This window comes from Marinibacterium profundimaris (assembly GCF_002210095.1).
Classification (GTDB): Bacteria; Pseudomonadota; Alphaproteobacteria; order Rhodobacterales; family Rhodobacteraceae; genus Marinibacterium; species Marinibacterium profundimaris.
Map to the genome: position 1 here is coordinate 119,091 of NZ_AQQR01000004.1, position 19,970 is coordinate 139,060.

Below are 19,970 nucleotides of genomic sequence, written 5' to 3' on the forward strand. Positions count from 1 at the left end.
TCTCCGGCCGTGGGCCGGGATCTCTGGGGTCGGAAGAAGCGGGTCATCGGCCCGCCTCTGGCAGGTGGAAGGTCAGCCCGGCCGTCTCGGCCAGCTGAAGAATGCGGGCGGCATCCTGCGGGAAATGCGCCGCGATCAGTTCGGACAGTTCGAAGTCATGGGCGACAAGCCACAGCAGGATGCCGAATTCGGGATCGCCGGCCAGCAGCTCGGCTCGCTTGTCGGCGCCCAGCTCGGCGGCATCCCTGACCTCCGGCTGGAAAGAGGAGCCGCGACCGTAGCGCTGGACCTCGCCCAGATCCAAATCGTGGGGCTCCAGTCCGATCGCGGCCATCCGGTCCGCCCGGTACGTGTCGGATGCGATCCAGCGGTCATAAAGCACCGGCACCACGTCCTCGCGCCCCGAGGCGATCTGCAGCGCGACGGTATAGCTGCGGCAGGCGCGGGTCATGATCCGCATCCGCTCGACAGCGCCATAGCCGCTGTTGCCCTTGATCTTCTGCAGAAGGGAGGCCGCCCAGTTCAGGAATCTGCGGTAGATCAGCACGGTCTGTTCTTCGTCATGCCAGATCGCCCGGGCGTCGGGGCGGGGCATCATGTCCTCGCAGGACACGATGGTCAGCGGGGTCGGCCCGGCCAGGGCAAGCGCCTCGCCCAGCGGCAGGCCGGCAGCCTGCACCTTCGCCCCGCCCTGGCGGATGTCCAGACTGCGGTGGCTGCCCAGGGGATCCTGAGCGCGCTTGCAATTGTTGAAGAACACCGCGTCGCCCCCCGGCGCGTTGCGCAGAAAGGCATCAAGCACCGCGTGGTTGCCCGAGCGGCGCATGCCGTAGACGCGGATCACCCGGCCTGGGGCGAAATCGGGCGCAACGGATGTGACGGGGCGCAGGACCATGTTCATGCCCTGCCCCCGGACGATGCCTCGCGCGGGCCAATGCCGGATCCGGGGCCGCGCGGCGCGGCGTTGCGGCCCCGGGATCGGATCATCAGAAGGTCCGCGCCTTCGGCGCGATCTTCTTGAGGGAAATGCCGCCCTCGTCCTCGGTGGTCAGCGGATCGACGATCACCGGGCGGTAGGACAGCGTGACCTCGTTGCCCTCGACACGGCTGACCGTGTGGACACGCCAGTTCTCGTCGTCGCGCGTGGAGTAATCCTCGTGCGCATGGGCGCCACGGCTCTCCTTGCGGGCTTCGGCACCATAGATCGTGGCCAGCGCGTTGGGCATCAGGTTGGTCAACTCCAGCGTCTCCATCAGGTCCGAGTTCCAGACCAGCGAGCGGTCGGTGACTTTCAGATCGCCCAGCTTGGCGGCGATCTCGGTCATCTTCACCACGCCTTCCTCCAGCGTCTTCGATTCACGGAAGACGGCGGCGTCCGATTGCATGGTGCGCTGCATCTCAAGCCGCAGCTCGGCCGTCGGCGTGCCGCCATCGGCATAGCGCAGGCTGTCGAACCGGGCGAAGGCCTTGTCGATCGAGGCCTGGTTCAGCGTCGGGTTCGGCGCCTCGTGATCCACGGTCTTGCCGGCGCGGATCGCGGCGGCGCGGCCAAAGACCACCAGGTCGATCAGCGAGTTCGAGCCCAGCCGGTTCGCGCCATGCACCGAAGCACAGCCCGCCTCGCCCACGGCCATCAGGCCCGGGACCACGGCGGTCGGGTTGTCCTCGGTCGGGTTCAGCACCTCGCCCCAGTAGTTCGTCGGGATGCCGCCCATGTTGTAATGCACGGTCGGCAGAACCGGGATCGGCTCTTTCGTGACATCGACGCCGGCGAAGATCTTCGCCGATTCCGAGATGCCGGGAAGCCGTTCGGCCAGCGCCTCGGCGGGCAGGTGGTTGAGGTTGAGGAAGATGTGATCCTTGTGCTCGCCCACGCCGCGGCCTTCGCGGATCTCCATGGTCATGGAGCGGCTGACGTAGTCGCGCGGCGCCAGGTCCTTGTACTGGGGCGCGTAGCGCTCCATGAACCGTTCGCCTTCGGAGTTGGTCAGATAGCCGCCCTCGCCCCGCGCGCCTTCGGTGATCAGGCAGCCGGAGCCGTAGATGCCGGTGGGGTGGAACTGCACGAATTCCATGTCCTGCAGCGCAAGCCCCGCGCGGGCCACCATGCCGCCGCCATCGCCGGTGCAGGTATGCGCCGAGGTGGCCGAGAAATAGGCGCGCCCGTAGCCGCCGGTGGCCAGCACGACCATCTTGGCGTTGAACACATGCATCGTGCCGTCGTCGAGCTTCCAGCAGACCACGCCCTGGCACTGCCCGTCTTCGGACATGATCAGGTCGATCGCGAAGTATTCGACGTAGAATTCCGCGTTGTTCTTCAGCGACTGGCCGTAAAGCGTGTGCAGGATCGCATGGCCGGTCCGGTCGGCGGCGGCGCATGTGCGCTGCACCGCGGGGCCTTCACCGAACTCGGTGGTGTGGCCGCCGAAGGGACGCTGATAGATCTTGCCTTCCTCGGTGCGCGAGAACGGAACGCCGTAATGTTCCAGCTCGTAGACCGCCTTGGGCGCCTCGCGGGCGAGGTATTCCATCGCATCGGTGTCGCCCAGCCAGTCCGACCCCTTGACGGTATCGTACATGTGCCACTGCCAGTGGTCTGGCCCCATGTTGGACAGCGACGCGGCGATCCCGCCCTGCGCCGCAACCGTGTGCGAGCGCGTCGGGAAAACCTTGGTCACGCAGGCCGTGCGCAGCCCCTGTTCCGCCATGCCCAGCGTTGCGCGAAGACCGGCCCCGCCGGCACCCACGACCACGACGTCATATTCATGCGTCTCGTATTCGTACTCAGCCATTATTTCCGGTCCTTCAGAGTGCGAGTTTGACAAGCGCGAACAGGCCGGCGGCGATCAGCACGTAGGCCACGGCCGCCGCAGCCACGTAGGTCAGCTTGCCGGCCACGCCATGGATGTAGTCCACAATCGCGTCCTGCACCTCGTGCAGCAGGTGGATCACGCCAACCACCAGGGTCAGCGCCGCGACGACGGCCGGGAAAGGCCGGCTGTAATAGGCCAGAACCTCTTCGTAGGTGCCGCCCAGGGCAGAGCCGAAGGTAAAGATGAAAAGCGGGACCAGCACGACGAGCGCGGCCGAGGTGATCATCATGTGCCAGTGATCTTGCGTACCGGCCCCCGAAGCGCCCAGACCCTCGGCGCGCTTGCGATCTGTCAGAAATCTCATATCCGGGCTCCTCAGAGGACGATGGCCGTCAACAGGGCGAGAATCGTGGCGCCGGCCACCATGCCGATCGCCATCTTCTCGGAAATCGGAACCTCAAGCGCATAGCCCAGGTCCCAGATCACGTGACGCAGCCGGCCCAGCATGTGGTACCAGAGCGCCCAGGCGCCCAGGAACATGATCAGGTCGCCCAGGAAGCTGGTCATCAGGCCGTCGACGATCCCGTAGGCGCCTTCGGAGGAGGCCGCGGCCAGGAACCAGGCCACGACCAGGATGGCCAGGCCGAAACAGGCGATGCCGGTCACCCGGACCATGATGGAACTGAAGGAGGTCAGCTGCGGACGATAGATCGTCAGGTGCGGCGACAGCGGGCGACTGCCGCGATTCACGTCGGCCATGGCATGTCCTTTCCGTTTGATACCCCTGTTCTAAGGTTTTTTACGCGCCTGTCACGGCATCTCGCTGCTCTGCAGCGCGGTTTTTTGGCACGGATTGATACTTTTTCGAACGATGTGATCACAGCAATGGAACCTGTGATCACAAAATTTTAACGCTTGATTCAGACACGCGGCAAAGCGCCCCTCGGAGGTGTCTCCGTGGGCGTCGCGTCCTGGGATCCGTGTGAAGAGAGGAGATATGGGCGACCCGGGGCGATTCTCCGCCCTTCGGGTCTAGCCGTGCGCGCGGGTTACTCGAACCACAGGCCCATGCGCGAGAGCGCGGCAATGGCGCGATCGCGTTCGTCGATTTCACCGTCGAGAACGGCTTCGTTGAGCTGTCGGACAATGACGGACAGGCGCCGCGACCGGGTCAGCTCGGACATCAGGCCAAAGACCTCGCCTTCGTTGCCCATGCCAAGAATATGCTCGGCCGGCGCCGCTTCGAGCGTGTCATACATGTTCAGAACCCCCAGTTCCAAAGTGACCACAGATTAGCTTTCTTTCATAATCGTTACAATGGCGCTGCTGCACTGCAGAATTATCCACAAGGCACGGCATCGCGATCTCGCCGAGTCCCGTTTTGAACAGGTTTTTCCACGGATTCTGTGGATAAGCGAGAACGGCACACTGGTCCTGGTTAACGCATGGATCGGCTACAGAAATTCTCTGGGCCACACAAGCCCGCTCGCGGGCGATGCACGGACCCACAGATCGTGCTTTCGGACCGGTTTACAACGTATCGCCCGGCGCGACCGCACAGGGATTCGCCCGGATCCGTTCACGCCGAAAGGCGCACCATGCGACCGCAGTACGGGCACTCTTTCACAGGCGCCCCCAGACGGTCGGCCACGACCGGCGCGCGCCTTCTCAGGCCGTCAGTCTCTCAGATCGGCATCAAGGCCCAGTAATCGAGATCGAGCAGGACCTCCGGGCGGTACTTCCCGCCCTCGTCCTTCAGCGCAAAGGGCTCACCCCCTTTCGTCGCCACCAGCCGCAGGCGGATCGCTCCGACACCGGGGGCCGAGGTCTCGGCCTTGTCCAGTACCTCGGACCAGGCCCTCACCGTGTCACCGGCCATGCAGGGGTTCGCATGCGCCCCGCCGTTCAGCCCCACGATCATCTGCGCATTGGCCAGGCCATTGAACGACAGCGCCCGCGCCATCGAGATCACATGACCGCCGTAGATCAGACGCCCCTCGGGCCGAACCGAGACATCGAAATGGACCTTCGCGGTGTTCTGCCACAGACGCGTGGCCAGCATGTGCTCGGCCTCTTCGATCGTCACGCCGTCCACGTGGTCGATCGTCTCGCCGATCTCGTAATCGCCCCAGCGATGCGGCTCTCCGGCCAGCGCGGTGTCGTAGGTCGAGAAATCCAGCCCCTCGGGAATGACCAGATCCCCGGGCGCCAGCACGGTCTTCAGCTCCGGCAGCACGGTATCGGGCGCCGGGGCGTCGACGTTCTTCTTCCGCACCATCACCCAGCGGCAATAGTCCAGCACCGGCTCGCCATGCTGGTTGCGGCCTGTCGTGCGGACATAGACCACCCCGGTCTTGCCGTTCGAATTCTGCTTCAGCCCGATGACTTCGGACACCGAGGTCAGCGTGTCGCCCTCGTAGACCGGTTTCAGCCACCGCCCCTCGGCATAGCCCAGGTTCGCCACCGCGTTCAGCGAGACATCCGGCACCGTCTTGCCGAACACCATGTGAAAGGTGATCAGGTCATCCACGGGACTGGCCGGCAACCCGCAGCCCTTCGCGAATTCATCCGAGGAATAAAGCGCATGCCGCGCCGGGTAGAGCGCGTGGTACAACGCCCGCTCGCCGCCCGAGACCGTGCGCGGCACCGCATGGGTCAGCACGTCGCCGACGGCGTAATCCTCGAAGAACCGCCCCGGGTTGGTCTTGGCCATTCACTGCGCCCCCAGTTTCATGTCGGGGCTGTAGTCGGCCTCGATTTCCTTGGTGACCGCCTGGCCGCAGCGCATCACGCCATTGGCGGCGTCGAAGGCATAGGTCGGCCCGCCGTGCAGCTGCCATCCGGCCGCCAGCGCGGCAGACACCTTGTGGCAGAACGCGGATGTGTCGTCTTCGGAGAGGAAACGGTAGAGTGTTGTCATGAGCCAAACGGGGATGGGCCGACGAGGCCGTGAATGTAGCCGATGATCGCCAGAAGGACGATCGAGGCAGCGAAGAACATGGCATCCTTGCCATAGGTGCCGGTCGCGGGCGGGGTCCATTCGGGCTCGGCCGCGTTGATCATGCCCATCTCGACCACGGCCCAGACCAGCAGCCCGCCGAACAGCAGGACCGAGGCGAGATCGCCGTTCACCAGCAGGTGCGCGATCGCCCAGATCGCGAAGCCGGTCAGCATCGGATGCCGCATTCCGTTCAGAAGTCGGCCCTTTTTCGGCGCCGGGCTCATCATGAAGATGGCGATAAGTACCAGCAGGTTGTTCACGTGCACCAGAAAGCCGGGCGGGAACCAGATATTGACGAAGCCGGTGTCGCGATAGCCGAACACCATCAGGACGATCGACACCAGCAACGCCAACGCGACAACCGCCTTGCCCTTGTCGCCCATGGCGTCGCGGCGCGCAGGCGCCACCCGTTTGAAGAGATGCGCGGCCCACCACAGACCGACGCCCAGTACAAGTAGCACCCAACCCATGGCTAGCTCCCGTGCATTGCTGAGATTGACTCCGCTTTTGCCAGAACCTCCCGCGCCGTGGCAACGTGCAGGTTCTCCACGATCCTGCCGTCGACCACCGCAACCCCTTGCCCGCTGGCCTCGGTCTCTTCGAACGCGGCGATCTGACGCTTGGCCAGGTCGATTTCTTCATCGGACGGGGCAAAGGCACGGTTGGTGATCTCAAGCTGTGCGGGGTGGATCAGGGATTTGCCGTCAAAGCCCATGTCGCGGCCATGCACGCATTCGGCCATCAGCCCCTCGTCGTCCTTGAAGGCGTTGTAGACACCGTCGATGATGATCAGCCCATGCGCCCGCGCCGCCAGAAGACAGAGGCCGAGCGCGGTGAGCATCGGCTCACGGTCCGGGCGGAAGCGCGCCTTCAGCTCCTTCGCGAGGTCGTTGGTGCCCATCACCATGCCCTGCAGCTTCGGGTGGGTGGCGATGGTGCCGGCGTTGAGCATCCCCAGAGGGGTCTCCATCATCGCCCAGATCGGAAGATCGCCGGTGATCTCGGCCAGCTCGTCCAGCTGCGCGAGGCTCTCGACCTTGGGCAGAAGCACCCCGTCGCACGCCATGCGCGCCACCGCCTCGGCATCGGTGCGGCCCCATTCGGTGTCAAAGCCGTTGATCCGCACCAGCCGCAAGCGCGCGCCATAGCCACCCTGCGCCAGCTGCGCGGTCAGCGTCTCGCGGGCGGTGACCTTCTCGGCCGGCGTTACCGCGTCCTCGAGATCGAAGATGATCGCGTCGGCCGCCAGCCCGCGCGCCTTGTCCAGCGCGCGCTCCTTCGAGCCGGGAATGTAAAGCACGGAGCGGCAGGGGCGGTTGCGCGGATCCATTGTAACCTCCTCAGACATAATGTTGCGCATTGATGGTCATCCCCGCACGAAAAGATCAACCCCGAAATCGCCGCAGCGCAGCGACAGCCTCAGGCCTGCAGCGGGATTGGCCCGCCCTGCCCGTCCCGACGGCCCGGAGCCACGGCAGCGGCCATGCTGTTGCGACCCCGGCGCGCGGTGGTTTTACGCCGATGAAGCCATGCCGCGCGCAACGATACCGCCATCACCGGCCCGCGCCCGGACCGCGCGGACACAACCACGGAAAGGCGACAGACGATGCGCGACATGGCGATCAGAATGACGACAGGCCTTGGGCTGCTGGCCCTGGGCGCCCACGAGGCGGCCGGCCAGACGGCCCCCCGCAACTGCGCCCCCCGCCCCACGGTGCTGGAGCGCCTCGCCGACAGCTACGGCGAGACCCGCCAGAGCATCGGGCTGGGCTCGAACAACGCGGTGGTCGAGGTCTTTGCCTCGGTGCAGACCGGATCCTGGACGATCACGGTGACGATGCCCGACGGCACCACCTGCCTTGTCGCCGCCGGCGATGCCTTCGAGCGGCTGGACGAGCCGCGGCCCGCCGGCGATCCGGCCTGAACGCGGGAGATCGCAGAGATGACCACCGCATATGACCTGACCCCCGACTGGAACGCGGCCAACCGTTACGACGTGACGACCGCCGCGACCCTTCTGATGACCAACACCAGCGCCTACGACATCCGCTGGGCCCGGACGGCCGACATCCTCCAGCCGCTGCTCGACCCGCAGGTCGCCGCCATGCTGCGCTCGGGCGAGAGCATCAGCCTCTCGATTCCCGGAGGACAGAGCCTTTGGCTGGCCGCCCATCCGCGCGGCAGCGTCGCGGTGGATGTCTTTCCCTATACCGGACAGGGGGTCTGACCGCTCAGGTCAGCCCCTCCCACACCAGCTTTACGCCGGTGACCCCCAGCGCCACGTAGGTGATGCCGAAGAACAGGCGTTCGTTCATCCTGTGGTGCGCCTTTACCCCGATCCATGTCCCGATCAGCGCGACCGGCGCCAGGATCAGATTCGCCGTCAGCGAGGTCGCGGTGAACAGGCCCAGCAGCACGTAGGGCACGAACTTGGCGATGTTGATCGCCCAGAAGACCAGAACCGTCGTCGCCTGGTATGTCGTCTTGTCCAGCCTCTGTGACAGCATGTAGGCTGCAGCCGGCGGCCCGCCGGCATGGCTGACGAAGCTGGTGAAGCCCGCCGTGGCCCCGGCGATCAGCCCGACCCAGCCGGGCAGCCGCTCGGCCGGGGCCTGGAAGACCTTGTACTGCACCGCCAGTTGCCAGGCGATGAACCCAAGCGCGATCGCCCCGATCAGCACCCGGAACACGTCCGGCTCGGCGATCTGGTACAGAAGCGCCCCCAGAGCCACCCCCGGCAGCCCCCCCAGGATCAGCAGCTTGGCATCCGGCACGCTCCAGCGTTTCCAGAACGGGCCCAGCGTCGCCGCGTCGATCAGCATCAGCAGCGGCAGCATCACGCCCAGGGCCTGACCCGGCGGCAGCACCAGTGCCAGGATCGCCGACGAGGCAAAGGCCGCCCCCGATCCGAAGCCCCCCTTCGATATTCCGGCAAACAGCACCGCCGGCACGGAGACGGCGAAGAAGAACGGGGTCAGTTCAAGCAAGCGGGATCCTCCCAGGCGCCCGGAGACCGGCCGGATGCGTGGCATCGGCGGGAAACAGGGCCAGAATACAGGCGACCCGCCCGGTTTAACGCGGCCGTTAGCGCCCGAACAGCCCCTGCCGCAATGAGCCGCGCCACGCCTCCCTTGCGCCAAGGACCATTCCGCACTAGGCAAACGGCGTTTCATACCGGATTTGGAGACCCATCTCATGGCCAGACCCAAGATCGCGCTGATCGGCGCAGGTCAGATCGGCGGCACGCTTGCCCATCTCGCCGCGCTGAAGGAACTGGGCGATGTCGTCCTGTTCGACATCGCCGAGGGCACCCCCGAAGGCAAGGCGCTCGACATCGCGGAATCGGGCCCCTCGGAGGGCTTCGACGCGGCTCTTTCGGGCACCCAGTCCTACGCCGACATCGCCGGCGCAGACGTCTGCATCGTCACCGCCGGTGTCCCGCGCAAGCCGGGCATGAGCCGCGACGACCTGCTGGGCATCAACCTCAAGGTCATGAAGTCCGTGGGCGAGGGCATCAAGGAACATGCCCCCGACGCCTTCGTGATCTGCATCACCAACCCGCTCGACGCCATGGTCTGGGCGCTGCAGCAGTTCTCGGGCCTGCCCCCGCACAAGGTCTGCGGCATGGCCGGCGTGCTCGATTCGGCACGCTTCCGGCACTTCCTGTCGCTGGAATTCGGCGTCTCGATGAAGGACGTCACCGCCTTCGTTCTCGGCGGTCACGGCGACACGATGGTCCCCTCGGTCCGTTATTCCACCGTCGCCGGCATCCCGCTGCCCGACCTGGTGAAGATGGGCTGGACCACGCAGGAGAAGCTGGACGCCATCGTGCAGCGCACCCGTGACGGCGGCGCCGAGATCGTCGGCCTGCTGAAGACCGGCTCGGCCTTCTACGCGCCGGCCACCTCGGCCATCGAAATGGCCGAAGCCTACCTGAAGGACCAGAAGCGCGTCCTGCCCTGCGCCGCCTATTGCGATGGCGAACTGGGCGTGAAGGGCATGTACGTGGGCGTGCCCACCGTGATCGGCGCCGGCGGCATCGAGAAGATCGTCAACATCTCGCTCACCAAGGAAGAGCAGGAAATGTTCGACAGCTCGGTCAGCGCGGTGAAGGGCCTCGTGGATGCCTGCAAGGGCATCGACGAAAGCCTCGCCTGATCGGCACCCCTGCTGTTTCGCGAAAGGCCGGGCCCGTGCCCGGCCTTTTTCGTTGAACCGGCTCAGCCCGGCAAAAGCCGCCGCTTCAGGTTGCGCGCCCGGCTGCGCAGGTGATGCAGGATCGAGAAGGGCGAAAAGGCGATGTCCTCGTAGGCGAAGCCCTTCGGCGTGAAATCCTGCCCCGCGCGCCCGAACCGGTCCCAGGCCGCCTGCCGCGGGTCCAGACCCGGCCGCAGGATCAGCCCCAGCGCCTCCAGCGCCCGCAACCGGTCCGCATCCAGCACCTTGATCCGGTCGTGCAGCGCCAGCGCCTCGGCCTCGCCGGCCGCCGCGATCGCCTCGCATTGCGTCCGGATCGACGGGCGCAGCCCCGACAGGTCCTTGCGCTGCGCGATGAAGCGGCGTTTCTTCCAGATCCAGTGCCCCGGCGTCAGCCCGTCGAAATGCAGCAGATGCGCCTGCCTGAGGATCACCCGCCGCACCGCCCTCACCTCGTCCGGCCCGTGAATGCCCAGCGTCAGCGGTCGCCCGACCCGCGTGGCCGACTTGACCCCGGGATACCCCGCCAGTCCGCGGTCGAGGTAGGCGGCCACCGGCCCGTCGATCCGCGCGACCTCCTCCGCCAGGCGGGCGCGGTGCGAGCGGCGAAACACCCCGCCGAAGATCGTGTCCGGTTCCGGCGCGCCGTCATACATGCGCTCGGCCACGGGCATCGAGACGACATCCACATCGTCGGGCATCCCGGCCAGGATCTGCGCCAGCGGCTGGTCGGGCACCAGGAATTCATCCGCATCCACATGGACCATCCAGTCCAGGTCGCTCTCGCGGTAGCTGCGGTTCAGGTTGTCGGCCTGCCGATGCACCTTCAGCGCCGGCCGGTCCAGCGGCGAGGCGCCCCAGAAGGCGGCATCGCACTGGATCACCTCGCATTCCGGGATCCGCTCCAGCCGCCGCCCGATCGCCGGCGCCGCGGTGTCGAAGTACAGCGTGATGCGGCTGGCGCCCAGCTCCAGCCAATGCGCCACGAAGGCCAGGATCAGCGGCTCCGGCTCGCTGACCATGGAGGCAATGCCCCACCGGGGCGGTGTCGACGCGGTATCGGTGTCCATGTCACGATGCTAGACTGCGCGCTATTGACACACCAAGCCTCCTGTTCCGGCAGACATCGCCAGAGCCGCGACAGCGCTGCAGTTCCGCACTGTTTTGTTGCGCCGAGGCGCGACCGATGACCGCCGCCGTGCCATTCGCCCTTTATGACGCGGAGAGGACGACGCAACGTCCCCCTCCCGCCCGGGCTTTGACCCGCCCCGGCCCGACACCCGGGGCGTGGCATTCCCGGGCGACCGCGAATCAGCTTCGACCCGCCATCCCGACGCTTGTGATCACACCCAGAAATCGTGTGATCACAAAATTGGATTTTTTTCGCCGAAATCCGTCCTGCGGCAATAAATTCTTTAAACCCGTGCGCCATGCAGGCTTATAGGTGAGCCAACGCAAGCAAGACGGGACGGATTTCCATGAACATCCACGAATACCAGGCAAAGGCGCTGTTGCGCAGCTACGGCGCGCCGGTCTCGGACGGTCGGGTCGTTCTCAAGGCGGATGAGGCGAAGACCGCGGCAGGCGAACTGGACGGCCCGCTCTGGGTGGTCAAGGCGCAAATCCACGCCGGCGGCCGTGGCAAGGGCTCCTTCAAAGAGGCCGATGCAGGCGAAAAGGGCGGCGTGCGCATCGCCAAATCGGTGGAAGAAGCCGCCGAGGAAGCCAAGAAGATGCTCGGCCGCACCCTGGTCACGCACCAGACCGGCCCCGCCGGCAAGCAGGTGAACCGCATCTATATCGAAGACGGCTCGGGCATCGAGACGGAACTTTACCTGGCGCTTCTGGTCGATCGCGTGACCAGCCGGATCTCTTTCGTCTGCTCGACCGAAGGCGGCATGGACATCGAGGAGGTCGCAGCAAGCACGCCTGAGAAGATCCTGTCCTTCTCCGTCGATCCGGCCACCGGCTACCAGCCGTTCCACGGCCGCCGCATCGCCTTCTCGCTGGGCCTCAAGGGCGCGCAGGTGAAGCAATGCGTCTCGCTGATGGGCCTGCTTTACAAGGCCTTCGTCGAGAAGGACATGGAGATGCTCGAGATCAACCCGCTGATCGTGACCGACAAGGGCGATCTGAAGGTGCTGGACGCCAAGCTGGGTTTTGACGGCAACGCCATCTACCGCCACGGCGACATCGCCGACCTGCGCGACACGACGGAAGAGGATCCGAAAGAGCTCGAGGCCTCCAAGTACGATCTGAACTACATCGCGCTCGACGGTGAAATCGGCTGCATGGTCAACGGCGCGGGCCTGGCCATGGCGACGATGGATATCATCAAGCTCTACGGCGCGGAACCGGCCAACTTCCTCGACGTCGGCGGCGGCGCCACGAAGGAGAAGGTGACCGAGGCGTTCAAGATCATCACCTCGGACCCCAACGTGAAGGGCATCCTGGTCAACATCTTCGGCGGCATCATGCGCTGCGACGTCATCGCCGAGGGCGTGATCGCCGCGGTGAAAGAGGTCGGCCTGCAGGTCCCGCTGGTCGTGCGCCTGGAAGGCACCAACGTCGAGAAGGGCAAGGACATCATCGCGAATTCCGGCCTGGACGTAATCGCCGCGGACGACCTGAAGGACGGCGCCGAGAAGATCGTGAAGGCCGTCAAGGGCTGAGCCGAGATTTGCAGGGCGGGGCCTGCCCCGCCACACCGAACGGAATTGGCGGCCAGCCCGCCACAAAAAGGAGAACGCCACAATGGCAGTCCTCGTCGACGAAAACACAAAGGTGATCTGTCAGGGCCTCACCGGCTCGCAAGGCACCTTCCACACCGAACAGGCCATCGCCTATGGCACCAAGATGGTCGGCGGCGTGACCCCGGGCAAAGGCGGAATGGAACACATCGGTCTGCCCGTCTTCAATTCGGTCCACGAAGCAAAGCACGTGACCGGCGCCAACGCCTCGGTGATCTACGTGCCGCCCCCGTTCGCGGCGGATTCGATCATGGAAGCCATCGACGCCGAGATGGAGCTGATCGTCTGCATCACCGAGGGCATCCCGGTGCTCGACATGATGAAGGTCAAACGCGCCCTGAATGACAGCAAGTCGGTCCTGATCGGGCCCAACTGCCCCGGCGTGATCACGCCCGACGCCTGCAAGATCGGCATCATGCCCGGCCACATTCACAAGCGCGGCAAGGTGGGGGTGGTTTCCCGCTCGGGCACGCTTACCTATGAGGCCGTGAAACAGACCACCGACGTGGGCCTGGGCCAGTCGACCTGTGTCGGCATCGGCGGGGACCCGATCAAGGGGACGGAGCATCTGGACGTGCTGGAATGGTTCCTGGCCGATGACGAGACCGAGGCGATCATCATGATCGGCGAGATCGGCGGCTCGGCCGAGGAAGACGCCGCCGCCTTCCTGGCGGAGGAAAAGAAGAAGGGCCGCTGGAAGCCCACCGCCGGCTTCATCGCCGGCCGTACGGCGCCTCCGGGCCGCCGCATGGGCCACGCGGGCGCGATCGTCGCCGGCGGCAAGGGCGGCGCGGACGACAAGATCGAGGCGATGAAATCCGCCGGTATCGTCGTCGCCGACAGCCCCGCGGGCCTGGGAGAGGCCGTTCTGGAGGCCATCAAGGGCTAAGCACCGACGGGGTGTCCCACGCGTGGGACACCCCGGCACATGAGGAGATTCAATGGGTTATGGCGGCAGATTCACAATTCGTTAAGGTTCGGGCCCGGCGCCCGCGCGGGCGTCGCCCGCTTGTTGTCGCCACAATGGCCGCGCTAAGCGCGGCCGTCGTTCTGTCCGGCTGCGGCCGGAGATCGGTCGTCGGCACGGTGGCCAATGTCGCCGGCAGCGCCGTTTCGACCACGGCCAGTGTCGCGGGCACCGCGGCCTCGGGCGCGGCCAACCTGGCCGGAACTGCCGTCTCCGCCGGCAGCAGCGCGGTCTCGGCCGGCGCCGCCGCCACATCCTCGGCCATCTCGGCGGGCAGTGCCGCGGGCGCCGCCGGCGCAGGCACCGCCGCGGGCACCAGCGCGGGCGTCAATTCGGCCGGCCTGGTCGCCGGCACCGTGGGCCTCGGCCTTGCCGCCGGCTACGACGCCGACAGCCGCTCCACCGACAGCGCCGCGCAGGCGGAGGGCATGGGCAATTGCCTGCGCGCCGCCGGCAACGCCGCCCAGGCCGCGCAGCTGCTGATGTCGGCCGGCTGGGCCGATGGCGGCAACGAAGGCGGCAACCGCCTCTTCACCAAGAACAACGTCCGCGCCCAGATCCTGCCCGCCGGCCACTGCGTGTTCCGTTCGGAATTCGCCAGCGTCAGCGATGCCGACACCGCCGTGCGCGGCCTGGCGCAATCGCTCTATCCCGGCGGCGTGACCAACGGCAGCCCGTCCGGCACCATCGACAGCTGCAGCGGCTTCACCGTCAACGCATCCCGCCAGGCCTGGGTGCATTACACCTCGTCGACCGGCACCAGCTGCGTCGGCGGCTTCGGCAGCGGCGTGACGGTGCAATTCCTGTGATCCCCGCTCCGGATAGCCCGGCCCCTGCCCCGCAGACCGCCCGCCGCATCGGCGCGGCGTCCCCTGCTTCATCTTTGTCTCAAATACTCCGACACGGCACCGGCCACCCGGCGCGGCCTCAGGACAGGGCACCGGCCCTGTGCCTCGACGCGCGCCCCGGCCTGCCCCGCCATCGCGCGTTGCGCCGCCCCGCCCGCCTCTCGACCCCCGGTCCCAACCTTCACGAGGTCCACACATGACCGACCAAAGCCCGAACGACCTGTTCCATGCCTCTTCCTTCATGCAGGGGCACAACGCGGAATACCTTGAACAGCTTTATGCCCAGTATGCCAACGACCCCAATATGGTCGATGCCGCCTGGGCCGAGTTCTTCAAGGCGCTCGGCGATGCGGAAACCGACGTGAAGAAAGAGGCCACGGGCCCGTCCTGGGCGCGCGCCGACTGGCCGCCGATGCCCGGCGACGACCTGACCGCGGCGCTGACCGGCGACTGGCCCGCAGCCCCGCCCGAAGAGGCCAAGGCCGCCGCGAAGAAGATCAAGGACAAGGCGAAGTCCACCGGGGTCGAAGTCTCGGACGAGCAGGTCAAGCAGGCCGTGCTGGACAGTGTCCGCGCGCTGATGCTGATCCGCGCCTACCGGATCCGGGGCCACCTGGCCGCCGATCTCGATCCGCTGGGCATGCGCGACATGACCAACCACCACGAGCTGGAGCCGAAGACCTTCGGCTTCACCGATGCCGACATGGACCGGCCGATCTTCCTGGACAACGTCCTGGGCCTGCAGGTCGCCTCGCTCCGGCAGATCCTGGAGATCGTGAAACGCACCTATTGCGGCACCTTCGCACTGCAGTACATGCATATTTCCGATCCCGAACAGGCCAGCTGGCTGAAGGAACGGATCGAGGGGCTGGGCAAGGAGATCCAGTTCACCCGCGAGGGCCGGCGCGCCATCCTCAACAAGATGGTCGAGGCCGAGGGCTTTGAAAAGTTCCTGCATGTCAAGTACATGGGCACCAAGCGCTTTGGCCTGGACGGCGGTGAAAGCCTGATCCCGGCGATGGAGCAGATCATCAAGCGGGGCGGCAACCTCGGGGTGAAAGAGATCGTCATCGGCATGCCGCACCGCGGCCGCCTGTCGGTCCTGGCCAACGTGATGCAAAAGCCCTACCGCGCGATCTTCAACGAATTCCAGGGCGGCAGCTTCAAGCCCGAGGATGTCGACGGGTCGGGCGACGTGAAATACCACCTCGGCGCGTCGAGCGACCGGGAATTCGACGGCAACACGGTGCACCTTTCGCTGACCGCGAACCCGTCGCACCTGGAGGCGGTGAACCCGGTCGTTTTGGGCAAGGCGCGGGCCAAGCAGGACCAGCTGCACGATGACGAGCGCACCGCGGTGCTGCCGATCCTTCTGCATGGCGACGCGGCCTTTGCCGGCCAGGGCGTGGTGGCGGAATGCCTGCAGCTGTCGGGTATCCGCGGCCACCGCACCGGCGGCACGATCCATATCATCGTGAACAACCAGATCGGTTTTACCACGGCGCCGCATTTCTCGCGCACCTCGCCCTATCCGACGGATATCGCGCTGATGGTCGAGGCGCCGATCTTCCACGTGAACGGGGACGATCCGGAGGCGGTCGTGCATGCCGCCAAGGTCGCGACCGAATTCCGCCAGAAGTTCCGCAAGGACGTGGTCATCGACATCTTCTGCTACCGCCGCTTCGGTCACAACGAAGGCGACGAGCCGATGTTCACCAACCCGGTGATGTACAAGAAGATCAAGACCCACAAGACCACGCTGAGCCTTTATACCGAACGTCTCGTCAAGGATGGCCTCATCCCCGAGGGCGAGATCGAGGACATGAAGGCCGCCTTCCAGTCGCACCTGAACGAGGAGTTCGAGGCCGGCAAGGATTACAAGCCCAACAAGGCCGACTGGCTGGACGGGCGCTGGTCGCACCTGGATCGCCACGGCGAGGAATACGTGCGCGGCGAGACGGCGATCAGCGAGGACACGCTGAAGGATCTGGGCACCGCCCTGACCCGCCTGCCCGAAGGGTTTCCGGCGCACCGCACCGTGTCGCGGCTGATCGAGGCCAAGACCCAGATGTTCGAGACCGGAGAGGGCTTTGACTGGGCCACCGGCGAGGCCATGGCCTTCGGCTCTCTGCTGACCGAGGGCTATCCGGTCCGGCTGGCGGGGCAGGATTCGGCGCGGGGCACGTTCTCGCAGCGGCATTCGGCCCTGATCAACCAGGAGACGGAAGAGCGGTATTACCCGCTCAACAACATCCGCGCGGGCCAGGCGCATTACGAAGTCATCGATTCGATGCTGTCGGAATACGCGGTGCTGGGCTTTGAATACGGCTATTCGCTGGCCGAGCCCAACGCGCTGACGCTCTGGGAAGGCCAGTTCGGCGATTTCGCCAACGGCGCGCAGATCATGTTCGACCAGTTCATCAGCTCTGGCGAATCGAAATGGCTGCGGATGTCGGGCCTCGTGGTGCTGCTGCCGCATGGCTACGAGGGCCAGGGCCCGGAACACAGCTCGGCCCGGCTGGAACGCTTCCTGCAGATGTGCGGGCAGGACAACTGGATCGTGGCGAACTGCACGACGCCGGCGAACTACTTCCACATCCTGCGCCGGCAGCTGCACCGGTCCTTCCGCAAGCCGCTGATCCTGATGACGCCGAAATCGCTGCTGCGCCACAAGCTGGCGGTCAGCAAGGCGTCGGAATTCACCACCGGATCCAGCTTCCACCGCGTTCTGTGGGACGATGCCGAGCACGGCAATTCGGACACGACGCTGGTGGCCGACGCCAAGATCAAGCGCGTCGTCATGTGTTCGGGCAAGGTCTACTACGACCTGCTCGAAGAACGCGACGCCCGCGGGATCGACGACATCTACCTGCTGCGGATCGAGCAGTTCTATCCCTTCCCGGCGATTTCGCTGGTCAAGGAGCTGGAGCGCTTCCCGCAGGCCGAGATGATCTGGTGCCAGGAAGAACCCAAGAACCAGGGCGCCTGGAGCTTCATCGAACCGAATATCGAATGGGTGCTGGGCCGCACGGACGCGGTTCACAAGCGTCCCGTCTACGTGGGCCGCGCGACCTCGGCCTCGCCCGCGACGGGTCTCGCCAGCCAGCACAAGGCACAGCAAGAAGCGCTCGTGAACGACGCGCTGACGATCAAAGGAAACTGAAGACATGACCACTGAAGTGCGCGTGCCCACCCTGGGCGAATCCGTCACCGAGGCCACGGTCGCCACCTGGTTCAAGAAGCCCGGCGATGCCGTCGCCGTGGACGAGATGCTCTGCGAGCTGGAGACCGACAAGGTCACCGTCGAAGTGCCTTCGCCCTCTGCCGGCACCCTGGGCGAGATCGTCGCCGCCGAAGGCGAGACCGTGGGCGTCGACGCCCTGCTGGCCACGATCGCCGAGGGCGGCGAAGCGTCCGAGACCCCCAGCGCCAGCGCGAAAAAGACCGAGCAGGACGCGGAATACGTCGAAGAGGTCAAGGGCAGCCCGGACACCAGGTCCAAGGAGGCGTCCAAGGATGCCCCGGGCGGCGACAGCGTCGACGTGATGGTCCCGACCCTGGGCGAAAGCGTCTCCGAAGCGACCGTGTCGACCTGGTTCAAGGCCGTGGGCGACAGCGTCGAACAGGACGAGATGCTCTGCGAGCTCGAAACCGACAAGGTCTCGGTCGAGGTGCCCGCCCCCTCCGCCGGCGTGCTGGCCGAGATCACCGCGCCCGAGGGCACGACCGTGGATGCCTCGGCCAAGCTGGGCGTGATCTCCTCCTCCGGCGCCGCGCCGGCCGCGAAATCCGACGATTCCGGCTCTGACGCGCCGGCTGCCGCCGAGGCGCCGAAAGGCTCGGGCCGCTCGGATGTCGAAGACGCGCCGTCGGCCAAGAAGGCGATGGCCGAGGCCGGGATTTCGGCCGACAAGGTCACCGGCACCGGCCGCGACGGCCGCATCATGAAGGACGACGTGGCCAAGGCCGTGGCGGCCGCCGCCTCGGCGCCGGATGCGTCGAAATCCGGGCCCGCCCCCACGCCGCGCGCCCCGGTTCCGGCCGAGGATGCAAGCCGCGAGGAACGGGTCAAGATGACCCGCCTGCGCCAGACCATCGCCCGCCGCCTGAAGGATGCGCAGAACACCGCCGCGATCCTGACCACCTACAACGAGGTCGACATGACCGAGGTCATGGCGCTCAGGAACGAATACAAGGACCTGTTCGAAAAGAAGCACGGCGTGCGGCTGGGCTTCATGTCCTTCTTCACCAAGGCCTGCTGCCACGCGCTGAAAGAGGTCCCCGAGGTCAACGCCGAGATCGACGGCACCGACATCGTCTACAAGAACTTCGTGCACATGGGGATCGCCGCGGGCACGCCGCAGGGCCTAGTGGTGCCGGTGATCCGCGATGCGGATTCGATGTCCTTCGCGGAAATCGAGAAGGCGATCAACGAGAAGGGCAAGCGCGCCCGCGACGGCAAGCTGTCGATGGCGGAAATGCAGGGCGGCACCTTCACCATCTCGAACGGCGGTGTCTACGGCTCGCTGATGTCCTCGCCGATCCTGAACCCGCCGCAATCGGGGATCCTGGGCATGCACAAGATCCAGGAACGCCCGATGGTCATCGGCGGAGAGATCAAGATCCGCCCGATGATGTACCTGGCGCTCAGCTACGACCACCGTATCGTCGACGGCAAGGGTGCGGTGACCTTCCTGGTGCGCGTCAAGGAAGCGCTCGAGGATCCGCGCCGGCTGCTGATGGATCTGTAACAGGGAGCGGCGGGGGAGACCCCGCCCGACCGCCCATGGCAACATGCACGGCCAGACATGACAGGATCACCGCTGGCCCGGACGGAAATGCCCCCGCCCGGGCCGTGGGTGATGCCCGTGTAGGGTGGGGTTTCACCCCACCGCACGCGACACCCGCCGCAGCAGGGACAGGCGCATGACCTCACCCGAACTCACCGCCCTGGCCCTGGCCGCGCTGCTGCAGGTGGCGCAGTTCGGTGCCTATTCGATTGCCGCGCAGAAACAGGTCGGCTCGAAATACGCCGCCTCGCCGCGGGACGAACCCCGCCAGCTGACCGGCACCGCCGGGCGCCTGCAACGCGCGCTGAACAACCATTTCGAAGGGCTGATCCTTTTCACCATCGCCGTCGTGGTGGTGGTGCTGGGCGAGGCCACCTCGCCGCTCACCGCCATCTGTGGCTGGGTCTACCTGGCGGCGCGCATCGCCTATGTGCCGGCCTATGTCGCGGGGCTCGCCCCCGGACGTTCGCTGATCTGGGCGGTCGGCTTCCTGGCGACGCTGGTGATGCTGATCGCCGGGCTGGTGGCGTGATGCGGGACCCGGCCGGCCACTTCACCAGAACGCGCTGCAACCGGCGCGGGGCCCTCTCTTGCGCTGCACGCC

At 66.2% G+C, this 19,970-nt stretch carries 20 protein-coding genes; 9 read left to right on the forward strand and 11 right to left on the reverse strand.

Annotated features, from left to right (window positions below):
• Positions 1-43: 43 nt before the first annotated feature.
• From ATO3_RS11620 to ATO3_RS11660, 9 genes are all read right to left on the reverse strand, one after another.
• A complete protein-coding gene (locus ATO3_RS11620) occupies positions 44-901 on the reverse strand; it encodes a hypothetical protein (RefSeq protein ID WP_088650034.1) in 858 nt (285 codons plus the stop codon).
• An 85-nt stretch (positions 902-986) separates the two neighbouring features.
• Positions 987-2,792, reverse strand: coding sequence for a succinate dehydrogenase flavoprotein subunit (sdhA, locus tag ATO3_RS11625; RefSeq protein ID WP_088650035.1), 1,806 nt, complete (start codon positions 2,790-2,792; stop codon positions 987-989).
• Positions 2,793-2,805: 13 nt separating this feature from the next.
• Positions 2,806-3,177, reverse strand: coding sequence for a succinate dehydrogenase, hydrophobic membrane anchor protein (gene sdhD, locus ATO3_RS11630; protein ID WP_088650036.1), 372 nt, complete (start codon positions 3,175-3,177; stop codon positions 2,806-2,808).
• 11 nt (positions 3,178-3,188) lie between these two features.
• Positions 3,189-3,572, reverse strand: a complete 384-nt coding sequence (sdhC, locus tag ATO3_RS11635) for a succinate dehydrogenase, cytochrome b556 subunit (protein ID WP_088650037.1) — start codon at positions 3,570-3,572, stop codon at positions 3,189-3,191.
• 290 nt (positions 3,573-3,862) lie between these two features.
• The gene (locus ATO3_RS11640; protein ID WP_143747264.1) at positions 3,863-4,102 is read right to left on the reverse strand and encodes a hypothetical protein; all 240 of its coding nucleotides are present in this window, start codon (positions 4,100-4,102) and stop codon (positions 3,863-3,865) included.
• A 395-nt stretch (positions 4,103-4,497) separates the two neighbouring features.
• The gene (locus ATO3_RS11645; protein WP_088650039.1) at positions 4,498-5,526 is read right to left on the reverse strand and encodes a MaoC family dehydratase; all 1,029 of its coding nucleotides are present in this window, start codon (positions 5,524-5,526) and stop codon (positions 4,498-4,500) included.
• Positions 5,527-5,733 carry a DUF1737 domain-containing protein gene (locus tag ATO3_RS11650; RefSeq protein ID WP_088650040.1) on the reverse strand — a complete coding sequence of 69 codons (207 nt, stop codon included), beginning with the start codon at positions 5,731-5,733 and terminating at the stop codon, positions 5,527-5,529.
• Entirely contained in the window at positions 5,730-6,284 is a 555-nt protein-coding gene (locus ATO3_RS11655; RefSeq protein WP_088650041.1) for an NnrU family protein, read from the reverse strand. The genes ATO3_RS11650 and ATO3_RS11655 overlap by 4 nt, the downstream gene beginning before the upstream one ends.
• A 2-nt stretch (positions 6,285-6,286) precedes the next feature.
• The gene (locus tag ATO3_RS11660; RefSeq protein ID WP_088650042.1) at positions 6,287-7,144 is read right to left on the reverse strand and encodes an HpcH/HpaI aldolase/citrate lyase family protein; all 858 of its coding nucleotides are present in this window, start codon (positions 7,142-7,144) and stop codon (positions 6,287-6,289) included.
• Between the two features lie 276 nt (positions 7,145-7,420).
• Between ATO3_RS11660 and ATO3_RS11665 the strand changes: the two genes are divergently transcribed.
• Complete coding sequence (locus ATO3_RS11665) at positions 7,421-7,738, forward strand: hypothetical protein (protein WP_088650043.1); 318 nt, start codon at positions 7,421-7,423, stop codon at positions 7,736-7,738.
• 18 nt (positions 7,739-7,756) lie between these two features.
• On the forward strand, positions 7,757-8,041 hold the full coding sequence (locus ATO3_RS11670; protein ID WP_088650044.1) for a hypothetical protein: 285 nt from the start codon (positions 7,757-7,759) through the stop codon (positions 8,039-8,041).
• Positions 8,042-8,045: 4 nt separating this feature from the next.
• On the opposite strand, the gene ATO3_RS11675 is transcribed toward ATO3_RS11670, so the two are convergent.
• Positions 8,046-8,801, reverse strand: a complete 756-nt coding sequence (locus ATO3_RS11675; protein WP_233152118.1) for a sulfite exporter TauE/SafE family protein — start codon at positions 8,799-8,801, stop codon at positions 8,046-8,048.
• Positions 8,802-9,009: 208 nt separating this feature from the next.
• Here ATO3_RS11675 and mdh point away from each other — a divergent pair, with 208 nt between their 5' ends.
• Positions 9,010-9,972, forward strand: coding sequence for a malate dehydrogenase (mdh, locus tag ATO3_RS11680; RefSeq protein WP_088650046.1), 963 nt, complete (start codon positions 9,010-9,012; stop codon positions 9,970-9,972).
• Positions 9,973-10,034: 62 nt separating this feature from the next.
• Here mdh and ATO3_RS11685 read toward each other — a convergent pair whose 3' ends face one another.
• Positions 10,035-11,081 (reverse strand): glycosyltransferase family 2 protein, encoded by a 1,047-nt coding sequence (locus tag ATO3_RS11685; protein WP_088650047.1) that lies wholly within the window; start codon positions 11,079-11,081, stop codon positions 10,035-10,037.
• Between the two features lie 408 nt (positions 11,082-11,489).
• Here ATO3_RS11685 and sucC point away from each other — a divergent pair, with 408 nt between their 5' ends.
• From sucC to ATO3_RS11715, 6 genes are all read left to right on the forward strand, one after another.
• On the forward strand, positions 11,490-12,683 hold the full coding sequence (gene sucC, locus ATO3_RS11690; protein WP_088650048.1) for an ADP-forming succinate--CoA ligase subunit beta: 1,194 nt from the start codon (positions 11,490-11,492) through the stop codon (positions 12,681-12,683).
• A gap of 82 nt (positions 12,684-12,765) precedes the next feature.
• On the forward strand, positions 12,766-13,650 hold the full coding sequence (gene sucD, locus ATO3_RS11695) for a succinate--CoA ligase subunit alpha (RefSeq protein WP_088650049.1): 885 nt from the start codon (positions 12,766-12,768) through the stop codon (positions 13,648-13,650).
• Positions 13,651-13,784: 134 nt separating this feature from the next.
• Entirely contained in the window at positions 13,785-14,537 is a 753-nt protein-coding gene (locus tag ATO3_RS11700) for a hypothetical protein (RefSeq protein ID WP_088650050.1), read from the forward strand.
• A gap of 235 nt (positions 14,538-14,772) precedes the next feature.
• Positions 14,773-17,739: a 2-oxoglutarate dehydrogenase E1 component gene (locus tag ATO3_RS11705; RefSeq protein ID WP_088650051.1), complete on the forward strand. Its 2,967-nt coding sequence runs from the start codon at positions 14,773-14,775 to the stop codon at positions 17,737-17,739.
• Between the two features lie 4 nt (positions 17,740-17,743).
• Complete coding sequence (gene odhB, locus ATO3_RS11710) at positions 17,744-19,327, forward strand: 2-oxoglutarate dehydrogenase complex dihydrolipoyllysine-residue succinyltransferase (protein WP_088650052.1); 1,584 nt, start codon at positions 17,744-17,746, stop codon at positions 19,325-19,327.
• A 175-nt stretch (positions 19,328-19,502) separates the two neighbouring features.
• Entirely contained in the window at positions 19,503-19,898 is a 396-nt protein-coding gene (locus ATO3_RS11715; RefSeq protein ID WP_088650053.1) for an MAPEG family protein, read from the forward strand.
• The last annotated feature ends 72 nt before the right edge of the window (positions 19,899-19,970 follow it).